At 38.6% G+C, this 11,643-nt stretch carries 13 protein-coding genes; 3 read left to right on the top strand and 10 right to left on the bottom strand.

Annotated elements, in window-relative coordinates:
- Positions 1 to 20: 20 nt before the first annotated feature.
- The 10 genes from VSAL_RS18550 to pspF form a co-directional block, all read right to left on the bottom strand.
- Positions 21 to 1,508 (bottom strand): IS66-like element ISVsa2 family transposase, encoded by a 1,488-nt coding sequence (locus VSAL_RS18550; RefSeq protein ID WP_012549008.1) that lies wholly within the window; start codon positions 1,506 to 1,508, stop codon positions 21 to 23.
- A 71-nt stretch (positions 1,509 to 1,579) separates the two neighbouring features.
- Positions 1,580 to 1,927, bottom strand: a complete 348-nt coding sequence (gene tnpB / locus VSAL_RS18555) for an IS66 family insertion sequence element accessory protein TnpB (protein ID WP_012548924.1) — start codon at positions 1,925 to 1,927, stop codon at positions 1,580 to 1,582.
- Entirely contained in the window at positions 1,924 to 2,238 is a 315-nt protein-coding gene (tnpA, locus tag VSAL_RS18560; protein WP_012548925.1) for an IS66 family insertion sequence element accessory protein TnpA, read from the bottom strand. Before tnpA ends, tnpB begins: the two co-directional genes overlap by 4 nt.
- 371 nt (positions 2,239 to 2,609) lie before the next feature.
- Complete coding sequence (locus VSAL_RS18565) at positions 2,610 to 3,731, bottom strand: winged helix-turn-helix domain-containing protein (protein ID WP_012551807.1); 1,122 nt, start codon at positions 3,729 to 3,731, stop codon at positions 2,610 to 2,612.
- 8 nt (positions 3,732 to 3,739) lie between these two features.
- Positions 3,740 to 4,564, bottom strand: a complete 825-nt coding sequence (locus tag VSAL_RS18570; RefSeq protein WP_023603011.1) for a peptide ABC transporter ATP-binding protein — start codon at positions 4,562 to 4,564, stop codon at positions 3,740 to 3,742.
- A complete protein-coding gene (locus VSAL_RS18575; protein ID WP_012551809.1) occupies positions 4,548 to 5,561 on the bottom strand; it encodes a peptide ABC transporter ATP-binding protein in 1,014 nt (337 codons plus the stop codon). The genes VSAL_RS18570 and VSAL_RS18575 overlap by 17 nt, the downstream gene beginning before the upstream one ends.
- The gene (sapC, locus tag VSAL_RS18580) at positions 5,561 to 6,448 is read right to left on the bottom strand and encodes a putrescine export ABC transporter permease SapC (RefSeq protein ID WP_012551810.1); all 888 of its coding nucleotides are present in this window, start codon (positions 6,446 to 6,448) and stop codon (positions 5,561 to 5,563) included. The genes VSAL_RS18575 and sapC overlap by 1 nt, the downstream gene beginning before the upstream one ends.
- The gene (locus VSAL_RS18585; RefSeq protein WP_012551811.1) at positions 6,435 to 7,397 is read right to left on the bottom strand and encodes an ABC transporter permease; all 963 of its coding nucleotides are present in this window, start codon (positions 7,395 to 7,397) and stop codon (positions 6,435 to 6,437) included. Before VSAL_RS18585 ends, sapC begins: the two co-directional genes overlap by 14 nt.
- Complete coding sequence (sapA, locus tag VSAL_RS18590; RefSeq protein ID WP_012551812.1) at positions 7,397 to 9,022, bottom strand: ABC transporter substrate-binding protein SapA; 1,626 nt, start codon at positions 9,020 to 9,022, stop codon at positions 7,397 to 7,399. The genes VSAL_RS18585 and sapA overlap by 1 nt, the downstream gene beginning before the upstream one ends.
- A gap of 79 nt (positions 9,023 to 9,101) precedes the next feature.
- Positions 9,102 to 10,124: a phage shock protein operon transcriptional activator gene (pspF, locus tag VSAL_RS18595; RefSeq protein WP_012551813.1), complete on the bottom strand. Its 1,023-nt coding sequence runs from the start codon at positions 10,122 to 10,124 to the stop codon at positions 9,102 to 9,104.
- A 207-nt stretch (positions 10,125 to 10,331) separates the two neighbouring features.
- Between pspF and pspA the strand changes: the two genes are divergently transcribed.
- Genes pspA through pspC form a run of 3 tightly spaced genes read left to right on the top strand, consistent with a single transcriptional unit; the run spans position 10,332 to position 11,641 of the window.
- Complete coding sequence (gene pspA, locus VSAL_RS18600; RefSeq protein WP_012551814.1) at positions 10,332 to 10,997, top strand: phage shock protein PspA; 666 nt, start codon at positions 10,332 to 10,334, stop codon at positions 10,995 to 10,997.
- A 33-nt stretch (positions 10,998 to 11,030) separates the two neighbouring features.
- Positions 11,031 to 11,255, top strand: a complete 225-nt coding sequence (gene pspB, locus VSAL_RS18605) for an envelope stress response membrane protein PspB (RefSeq protein WP_012551815.1) — start codon at positions 11,031 to 11,033, stop codon at positions 11,253 to 11,255.
- Entirely contained in the window at positions 11,255 to 11,641 is a 387-nt protein-coding gene (gene pspC / locus VSAL_RS18610; RefSeq protein ID WP_012551816.1) for an envelope stress response membrane protein PspC, read from the top strand. Before pspB ends, pspC begins: the two co-directional genes overlap by 1 nt.
- The last annotated feature ends 2 nt before the right edge of the window (positions 11,642 to 11,643 follow it).

Here is an 11,643-nt window from a genome sequence, read left to right on the forward strand (position 1 = left end):
ATTCGTAAGCGTGCGGGGAACTACACCTTGTCTTTTACATTCCAAGGTAAAAGTGAATCGATATCTGGCGATCCAACACATAAACGATCTAGACAATACCTAATATAATCGTAAGGGATTAATCCGTTTGCCTTTGCTGTTTCTACAATGCTGTAAAGCATTGCACTTGAATCTGCACCAGCCGTTGAACCCGAAAATAACCAGTTTTTCCGGCCGATAACAAACGGTTTAACCGCTCGCTCTGCTCGATTGTTATCAATAGATAACAATCCATCATCAATATAACGAACTAATTTATCCCATTGATTTAATGTATAGCTAATCGCCTCACCTAATTTTGTTTTAGGTGATACTCGACTAACTGCGCTATCAAGCCAATCACGGAGCTCTTTAAGTAAATCGCGGGCTTCTGTCTGCCTAGCAACATACTTGGCTTCAGGGGAAGCCTCTTTTAATAACGATTCGATCCGGTATAGCTTTTGGATTTTACTCAATACCCAATCTGCACTCCCTGTTTTCCCTTTTACTTGAACACGTTGAGCCTCAATAAATCGTCGACGTGCGTGTGCCCAACAGCCAACTAAAATCGCTTCAGTTTGTTCATAACCTTGGTAACCATCGGTATGTAAATACCCGTTATAACCTTTTAAAAAGTTAACTGGATGGTAGCCATGCCTGCTAGATTGATAATCATAAAGTACAATTCCAGGCAAAACACCAGAGCCTGGAGAATCATAGCCAGAGCAGTAGACCCACATATAACATTTTGCTTTTTCAACATCCAACACATTTACCGTTGTTTCATCACAATGCAGAGTGGGTTGTTCAAGCAAAATACGATGTAACTCGTTATTAAGAGGGGTAAATAGTACCGAGCATTTTATTAACCAATCCGCCATCGTTCGCCGTCCAATAATGATACCCCATTGCTGAAATAACGTTTCTTGACGATAAAGTGGAAGACTGTATTGAAATTTAGCCGTAATAATTTGAGCAAGTAAACTTGCGGTCGCAATCCCTTTAGGGATTGGTGACGCTGGCATTGGGGCTTGTTTAATGTCTACTGAAGTATTGTTTTTTTCACAATTTCGGCAAGCATATTTAGGACGAACATGTTGAATAACTTCCACTTTAGCTGGTACAAATTCCAACTTTTCACTGATGTCTTTACCCATCGCATGCATCTCTAGACCGCAACACTTACAAGTTTTATCTTTTATGTCGTGGATAATAACAGTACGCGGTAAGTCTTCAGGTAAGCGTTGGCGTTTTGGCTTTTGACGAGTGTAGGTAATCGTTTGTGTGTCATCATTTTCAATGATGATTTCTTCTTCTGTTTCATTGAATAAATCAAATTGAGTCGAGTCAGATTCACTGCTTTTACCAAAGCGCTGATGTTGAGCCAGTCGAAATTGCTCTAGAAGACGGTTATATTTATTTTCAAGCTGAAGCACAAGTGCTTTCAGCTCGTCAATGGTATCAGGAAGTGGTTTTATTTTATCAGTCATGTAGATGACTATATAACGATAATACAGGTAATCAATCGGTTGCCTCCTATTCTTGACTGAGAATCAACTATTTAAAGGGTTGTTTGATAATGTACCGGTTGATGTCCTAAGATATCAAAACCTTGTAATAGCAGTGTCAGTTGCTGCTCTGATAATGCTAACGTATCGTTATTTATATTTCGTGGCCATTTGAAGCGGTCTTCATCTAATCGCTTGTACCATAAAGCGAATCCTGTTTTATCCCAATACAATATTTTGAGTTTATCACGAGGCTTATTGCAAAATATAAATAGAGCATCACTAAACGGTGATAGTTGCATTTCTTGCTCAACAATCACGACAAGGCCATTAATGGCCTTGCGAAAATCGACAAAATCACGATGAAGATAAATGGTGGAAACATCAGTAAATACATTCATGATTGATACCCTTTTAATAAGAGTCCTATCCAGTGAGGTTCAGTATTAGCTGGCAATGTTAATCGCAATTTTCCGATAGAAAGTTGAATATCTGGTAATTGTGGAGTGGCGATGATAGTTGATGTTAACGCTTCTACTTTCAAGAAAGTAGAAGCGTTAATCTTTTGTTTCCATCGTGCTTTACGTGCACTAAATGTCTTTGGCAGAATATTATGGTTACGACAAAATTCAGCGGCACTAAGCTTGCTAGATTGCTGAGATTCAAATAGAGCGTGCCATTGCTCTGGTGTTCTCTTTTTATCTTTTTGCATAATTACGTTCTCGTTAAATGAAAGATCGTAAGATACGCATAATGAATTTTATTTGTTAGGTGTAGTTCCCCGCACGCTTACATAATATTAATGAAATGAATAATATCAGTTCTAACGCAGATACTTTATCTGAGCTTTCTGTATCTCAAGAGAATCAATTAAAATTCTTTTCATTATAAACTCAAGCATTAGAGGTATTTATGAGTCGTAAAGAAACAATAGAGAGTAAAGGGAAAGACTCATTATGCACCAAAGGGTTAACTTCTGAAGAGAAAACCTTTATTAATGAGATCGTTAATATGAAGACTATAATAATAACGAATGAACTTAATCAGTCGATAAGAAAGTCTCTTTTATAAAGACGTAAATAATTAATAGTTCTCGTTTACGATAAATGAAAATCCTTCACTTTCATTGTAAGCGAGGCTATAAGTATCATCGATAATATAGAAGTGCATATAATTATATTTATTTAACCGGTTGAAACGTAAGGGAAATATTTTCAATCTTGCAGCTTCTTGAATGTGCCCATTTTGTATAAGGCTGTCTTGGTCATCTGAATTAACGAATTCGGCGATTAAAGAAGATTTATCAAAATTTACCGTTACATCGCTGTAGTTCGTGTAGTTTCCATTGTAACCAGATTCACTAATATTAATTGACCTATTCACATTGTACTTTTCATGAGAAGTTTCTTTAAAGTAAAAGCTATAAGAAACCTTAGCTTGATAAGACTTTTCTTTTATTGAAGACACACTTATATTGCTTTGTAGATTAAAGAATCCATAAGTATCTGAATTATTTATTACTCTTTTTCTTTTCTTTATTTTTACGCTAATAACGTCATTAATAATATTGGTGTAATTTTTGTTTTCACTATCTAGCATTATGAATGTATTAAATGAGTTATTGCATATATCGTCAACAACTAAGCAAGTTGATATTGAGAGATATTTTTTTTCTTTGTTGAAGAAGTAAAGATAATCAGGATTAAATTCAATGCCGTTCAAATCAATGTGTTCAGAGGTTGAAAGCATATAAACATTCGTCTGAAGAGGGATGAGGTTTTGTTCTATTGGACCACGGCTTTCTTTTTTGTAATAGTTCATAAAAAGGACAGCGACAGAAAAAAGCAAGATAGGAAGTAATAGATAGTAGCGTGATTTTTGAGTTACTGTCTTTAAACGATCACCTGATTTATAGCCTTTTTGTTTGATGGTATCGATGATGACAATATCGTATTTGAGAAATTTCTTTCTCAGTAATGAAATGGTTTGAGTTACAACACTGTTTGAAACGGAAGTGTCTTGCCAACATTCTTGATAAACATCATCTTTTGTATAAATCTTATTCGGGTTACTATAAAGAAGAAATAATAGATTAGCTTCGTTAAGAGTAAGCTTAATTTCATTACCATTAGTTTTTATGAGTACAGTTAAGCTCTCATAATCAATGGTCATGTTTGTTGTTTCTATTATTTCTTTTTTATTCATTTGTTCTTCTAGCACTCGATCTTAGGAGTCGCCGCACTGATACGCTGTTTTCTATCGTGCGTTGGTGCATTAAAGTGGCTTTCTAATAGACGCTGAGTAATTGAATGCTGTGGGTTTGTGAATATCTCTTGAGTCACCCCTTTTTCAACCACTTCTCCTTCATGCATAACCATTACTTTGTCTGTAATGTGTTTTACAACACCAATGTGCTGAGAAACATAAATGAATGAAATCGCCATTTCTTGTTGTAGTTCCAAGAAGAGGTTAATGATTTGAGATCGCATTGCCATATCCAAACCATTCAACGCTTCATCAGCAACAATTATGGAAGGCTGAAGTATTAAGGCTCTGGCTAAAGATACTCGCTGTTTTTGACCCGTTGCAAGCATTTGTGGGTAGAAGTAGGCATGCTCAGGTAATAAGCCAACACGTAGTAAGGTGTCTTTAACTCGGCTTTGACGAGCTTCTGGTGACATGCTGGTATTACGTTTTAAAGGACCTTCTAAAATTCGACCTATCTGAATCCGTGGATTCAATGATGAATTAGGGTCTTGGAAGATCATTCGAATCAACTTACAGCGAGTCTGATAATCTTTATAGTCTAAGACTTCGCCATTGACTTTAATAACGCCAGACGTTGGTTCTACAACACCGGCTAACATTCTTGCTAATGTTGATTTACCTGACCCATTTGCACCAATAAAACCAATGGTTTGTCCTGCTTCTAAAGAAAAGCTGACTGGTTTAACCGCTTCTTTTATTTGTTTTCGAAACAAACCAGATCGGAATACGTAATCTTTTTTAAGATCAGTGACTTCAAGAAGTGCAGTCATTTTTCTTCTCCTCGAAATTTAATGGAAAATGGCAACTGAATTTATGATCTTTCACTTTTTGACCTTCAGGAACTTGTACGCATTTGCGTTGAGCGTAAGGACAACGAGGCCCAAGACGACAACCAATAGGTAAATGCTGTAAGGGAGGGATTGTCCCCGGTAATGATTCTAACTTTGCTTTATGAGGGATTCCATCTTTACTAAAGTCAGGCATCGCACGCAGTAATGCATTGGTATAAGGATGTTTTGGAGCCTCAAGAATTTCTTTACGACCCGCAGATTCAACCGATTGACCACAGTACATAACGGTAATTCTATCTACCCATTGAGTCAGAGTGATCAAATCATGGCTGATCAATAGAATCGTCGTATTATTGACCTGATTCATTCGACTTAATAGACGAAATATTTGTGATTGTGTCACCGCATCGAGTTCATCGGTCGGTTCATCAGCAATCAAAATTCGTGGTTTGTTCGCAATTGCCATTGCGATCATTACTTTTTGGCATTCCCCAGCAGTAAGCTCATAAGGGTAACATCGCATTACGCGCTTATGCTCTTTAATCCCGACTTTATGCAATAAGGCGATGGCTCCTTTTTTACGCCAATTCCAACGTTGCCACCATTTACCAGAAAAGTACTTTGACGGGATCGCTTCTTCAAGTTGTTGTCCTACTTGTTCTGAAGGATCGAGACACGTTGATGGCTCTTGAAAGATCATTGCCATCTCTCGGCCAATGACGCGTCGTCTTTGTTTTGGAGACAGTGCCAAGAGATCTATATTGCCTAGGCGCATTCTGTCGGCGGTGATCTTCCAATTATCTTTTGTGATCCCAAGAATCGCTTTAGCGACCAGAGATTTACCGGATCCTGATTCGCCCACAAGTCCGCGAATTTCACCTTCATTAATGGTTAAACTCATGCGGTTGACGGCTTTCACCATCCCTTGCGGGGTCTCTAACTCGATAGTCAAATGACGAATATCTAATAATGGCATTATTCAATCCCCGCATTTAACGCGCGTTGTATTCCGTCACCAACTAAATTGACGATGATAACGGTGAAGGTAATCACAATACCAGGTAGGGTTACTGTCCATGGGGCGGTGTAAATAAGTTCGATAGAATCACCTAACATTGAGCCCCACTCAGGGCTAGGAGCTTGAGCGCCTAAGCCTAAAAATCCTAATGCTGTGATATCTAAAATAGCGACAGAAATGGCTAACGTTGCTTCCGCAATGATGATGGTTAATATGTTTGGCAACACAGAGTTCCACAATAAATAAAAATCATTGGCGCCATCTAAACGAGCCGCCAATATATAGTCTTTTTCGATTTCATTGTGTACTGCGGTGTATACGGCTCGAATAAAACGAGGGATCAAAGCAAGCCAAATTGCGATTAATATATTGAATTCCCCAAAACCTAAAAAGGCCACAAAAATAATGGCCAGCAATAGAGAAGGGATAGATAAGATCGTATCAAGTAAGTGGTTTAACGTACTCGACAATAACCCTTTTGTCATGCCAGCAAAAATACCGATAGCACAACCAACGAAGCCAGAGAATAAAGCAACAACTAGTGCATAACCAAAGGTAAGCTGAGAGCCCATTAGCAAACGAGAAAGAATGTCTCTGCCTAAGTCATCGGTGCCTAAGAAAAAGGCAACATCGCCTTCAGTGCTCCATGAGGGGGGCATTAATAAGTTTTCTGACTGCCATTGTGGATCATATGGACTTAACCAAGGAGAAAATAAGGTAACCAGAAGAATCAATAATAAACACCAAACCCCGAACATGGCTAATGAGTTAGCACGATAGCTTAACCAAAATCGTTCCATTTGGGTTGGGATGTGCTCTTCTTGATAAACACTATTTGAGCGCATAGAACTCTTTCCTTACTAGTGGGTTAACAGCAGCACCCAGTAGATCCGATAAAATATTCGCTAATAAAATAAAGGAAGCGACGGTAATCACACCCGCTTGAATAGCAACGAAATCTTGATTAATAATGGCATCTAATAGCCAACGACCAACACCGGGCCAATTAAAAATAGATTCAGTAATGATTGCGGCCGTAAATAAGCCAGATAATTGAATACCTAGCTTGGGAATAATTGGGGGGAGTGCATTTCGAATGATGTGTTTCGCCATGATTTCGAATTTAGACAGCCCTTTGGTATGAGCCACCTTAATGTAGTTTTGAGTGATCACGGTTGCAACGGATGAGCGCATTAAACGGATAACTTCTGTCATAGGAGCAATCGATAAGACTAAGGTTGGTAAAATAAGATGCTCAATGATGTTTTCTAGCATTTCAGTACGATAAGGTGATTGAGAATACAATACATCAATAAAAGCAAAGCCGGTTTTCGTATCGAATTCATACAATAAACTGTATCGCCCAGAAACAGGGGTAATACCAAGTTGTAAACTAAAGAACATCAGAACTAAGAGTGCAATCCAAAATAAAGGCATTGAATAGCCAATCAAAGCCACAGAAGAAATAATCGTGTCTAAAGGTTTACCTTGACGCATTCCAGCAATGGTACCAATAGGCGTTCCGATAATTAAGGCAATGAAAAAGGCAAAAAAGCAGAGCTCAATCGTTGCAGGGAAGACGCGTAATATTTCATCTGACATATTAACGCCATATTGATTAACCCCAAGGTTGCCATCAATTAATTGGCCTAGATACGTTATCCAGCCCGAAAAAAATGAAGTGTCCCCCCAAACTGAGTTAGGTTCAAGGCGTAAAATATTGAAACCAATTAAGGTTAAGATCAGCAACGTAATGATGAACAGATTAAAACGTCGAATCGTATAAATCCACATTAGTTCACCTCCTCAATTCGGCTTACATTATGAAAAGAATAGGTGTTGTAAGGACTTAATACAAAACCTTCTAATGATGATTGATTGGCTTGATACTTGACGCCATGAGCAAGTGGAATGATGGGTAACTCTTCATTCAACAAGTTTTGAAGTTGGCGGTAAATGTTCATTCTGTATCGAGGTTGATTGGTTTCTTTTGCGAGATCCAATAAGAAATCGAACTCTTCATTACACCAATTGGCAGAGCTAAAGCCTGCTCGTTTTGCATCACAAGAAAGTAGAGGTCTTAACATGGTGTCGGGATCGGCACTGTTGGCATTCCAACCGGTTAAAATTAAATCCATGTTAGTTTCAGTCAATTCGCTTTTTGCCATAATGTCACTAGTGATAAGAATTAATTTTATCCCTAACTTTGCAAAGTCGTTTTGAATAATTTCAGCCGCTTTTTTCGGACTTGGATTGTAGGGATGATTATCTAAAGGCACCCACATGGTTAATTCTAACCCTTCTTTTACTCCGGCTTCACGCAGTAAAGCTTTTGCATAATTGAGATCATAACGAATTAATGATGAGTCACTGCCATACGCCCAAGACGTTGGTGGCAGAATACTTTGAGCCTCAATACCTGAGTTGTAATACACAGAATTGATTAAGCTTGAGCGATCAATAGCTAAATTTAAGGCTTGGCGAACACGTTGGTCTTGTAACCGTGGATTTTTCATATTAACGGCAATGTAAGCCACATTGGTTGCCGTCTGTGAAAACAAGGTAAGTGATTCATTGTCAATAATGATAGGTAATTGGCTTGATATAGGGTTTGCGACGACATCGCATTCTTTACGAAGTAATTTAGCTAAAGATCCAGTGCCTCGGCTTGAAATATCAAACACTACTTGAGATATTTTGGCTGGCCCTTGCCAGTAGCCATCGTGCCTTTTTAAACGAACAAGCTCGCTTTTTTGAAATTGTTTGAGTTTAAACGGACCTGTTCCAATTGGTTTTATGTCCATTAATTCTTTTTCATCAGCCGCGGCTAATTGGTGAGCGTATTCTTGGGAATGAATGACCGCGTATGACGTAGAAAGTGCAGATAAAAATGTGTTGTCAGGAGAGGTCAATTCGAATTGAACTTTGTGTTCATTAATGGCGTTAACTGATTTCACCATATGAGAAAAATTAATGCTGTCAAACCAAGGGTATTGTCCAGAATTGACATTATGATATGGATTTTCTGGGTCAAGAACCCGATTAAAACTGAAAACAACATCATCAGCATTCATGGTTCTGGTTGGCGTAAACCAATCTGTGGTTTGAAATTGCACATCAGACGCTAAATTAAACGTATATACGGTGCCGGTTTCATCTACTGTCCAAGAGGTGGCTAGATTAGGAGACGGTTTCTGAGTCACCGGATCGATAATGAGCAAGCCGTCGTATATTTGAGCACTGATGGCTTCAAGAAGGCTATTGCCATCAGACGTTTGTGGATTAAAGAAGTCCACATTGCCTGATTCACAATAAATAAACCCTTGCTGGTGGATTGTTTGTTTTAATTCAGTATCGTAACAGCCTGTTAGGCCTAACAATCCAGTTGTAGCAATGAGTATGCGCGCAATGGTTTTCATAATGGCCGCAGCTTTCTTATAATTTTTAATTAATGAACCTGTCATTTTATACTCAAGTGACTGGTTCTGCACTTATTTATCAAGAAATATCGGTTTTAGTGGCTAATAATTGATGTTTTTTCAGGAGTCCACGAAATTGATGGTAGGTGATACCTAGCAATTCAGCCGCTTTACGTTGATGAAATTGGCTTTTTGAAAGTGATTGTTCAAGCAATTCTTTTTCTTGTTGCAACTGAAATTGTTTTAAATTCAAAGGGAAGTGATAACCCTCGTTTAACGGTTTATCTTCAATGAGTATAGACGAAGATGACTCTTGTGTTGGTGTTGTTTCCCATGGGGTTAGAAACGGGTTTATTTGTATTGATTCAATTTGTGCTTCTTCATGATTGTGCTTAAACACAGCGCGCTCGATGCAATTTCTTAATTCACGAACATTACCCGGCCAGTCATAATCTAAAATTTGATGCTGAGCGTAGCGGGAAAAACCAGCAAAGTATGCCAAGTTCATTTCTTGGCACATCTTGATGGCAAAGTGTTCTGCAAGAAGGAGTACGTCTTGCTCGCGGTAACGCAATGGCGGCAAGTGAATGACATCAAAAGAGAGTCTATCAAGTAAATCCGCTCTGAATTTTTTCTCCTCAACCATCTCCTGTGGGTTCTGATTTGTCGCACAAATTAAACGAACATTGGCTTTTAAGGTGTGTGAACCACCGACACGTTCATACTCTCCATATTCGATAACACGAAGTAGCTTTTCTTGAACGGTTAAAGGTGCAGTACCAAGCTCATCTAAAAATAGAGAACCGCCATCGGCTCGTTCAAATCGACCTTGATGACGCTGTTTTGCGCCAGTAAAAGCCCCCGCATCATGACCAAATAATTCAGAATCTAATGTGCCTGAACTGAGTGCTGCGCAGTTCAAACTAATCAAGGGTTCGTCCCATCGTTTGGATAAAAAGTGAAGACGTTGTGCTATTAACTCTTTACCCGTTCCTCGTTCACCAAGAATTAAAATAGGTCTATCAATGCCTGCAAGTTGGGAGGCATGATCCAATGACGATAAAAACGCATCAGATTCACCAATTAAACTGTCTTTTCTCATCATTGACCTCATTATAACTTGGCTAAATTGACCATTAAATGGTTTATTTAATCATTACTTAATTTTCACAAGAGGTCAATGTTTTGTAACCTATTGATTTGTAATAGATGAAAAGTTGGCATGTATTGTGTAATAGTCATAGTAAGTTTCAACACATTGAATTTAGATGACGAAGTCGCGTTATCATTTATTAAAAAGGAATCAATTATGGGTATTTTTTCACGCTTTGCAGACATCGTTAATGCTAACGTTACTTCATTATTGGATAAGGCTGAAAATCCAGAAAAGATGATCCGTTTGATCATTCAAGAGATGGAAGACACGTTAGTTGAAGTTCGTACCGCATCAGCAAAATCTATCGCGGATAAAAAAGAACTGACACGTAAAATTGGATCAATTGAAGCACAAGTCACCGATTGGCAAGAAAAGGCGAGCTTAGCGTTAATTAAACAACGTGAAGATTTGGCTCGTTCGGCGTTGATAGAAAAACAGAAAGTTCAGGATGTATTATCAAGCTTAAAAACAGAATTTATTCTTGTTGAAGAGTGCATTGAGAAGTTAACCACAGAATTAACCGAATTAGAGACTAAACTGACAGAAACACGTGCTCGTCAACAAGCGTTAGTGATCCGTCAACAAACAGCGCAACATCGCAATGAGATTAAAGGGCACACTCATTCTGGTAAAACAGAGCGAGCAATGGCAAAGTTTGAGCAATATGAGCGACGCATTGATGAGCTAGATGCAAAAGCAGATACGTACTCAATGGGCAAAGCGAACTCACTAGAGCAAGAATTTGCAGAGCTTCAAGCGCAAGATGAAATTGAAAAAGAGCTTGAGCGTCTAAAAGAACAAATGAAGAAAGACGCATAGTCGATACTAATTTAACTTACTAAGGAGAAAACAATGAGCGGCTTTTTTGCTTTCCCATTGGTTATATTTTTTATTTTCGTTGCACCGTTATGGTTGTTTTTACATTACCGAAGTAAAGGTAAAACAGCGCAAGGTCTGTCGCATGAAGACACGCAGTTACTTAAAACAATGACAGAGCGTGCGGATAAAATGCAGCGTCGTGTTGAAACGTTAGAGAAAATTTTAGATGCAGAATCCCCGAGTTGGAGGGAGCGCTAATGTCAAAAGAACTGTATAGAGATACTCGAAATGGAAAAATTGGTGGCGTCTGTGCAGGCATTGCTCAGTACTTTGGTATTGAACCTTGGATAGTACGTATATTAGTCGTCTCAGCAGCCTTATTTAGTGCTGGTTTTCTGGTGATGTTAGCCTACTTTGCGGCGGTACTATTCTTAGATAAAGCGCCGGCTGAAATGTATTACCGAGCTGAAGAAAGCCGTGAGCACACGGTAAAAAGTAAGCCATGGCAAGCAGGTCAATCGCCATCAGAAGTAATTAAGCGTGTTGATAAAGACATGGCGAGAATGGAAGAGAAAATTCGTCGAATGGAAGGCTATGTTACGTCTTCTGAATACAAGGTTCGCCGTGAATTTCGAAACCTATAATT

It is taken from the genome of Aliivibrio salmonicida LFI1238 (genome assembly GCF_000196495.1).
GTDB classification, from domain to species: Bacteria; Pseudomonadota; Gammaproteobacteria; order Enterobacterales; family Vibrionaceae; genus Aliivibrio; species Aliivibrio salmonicida.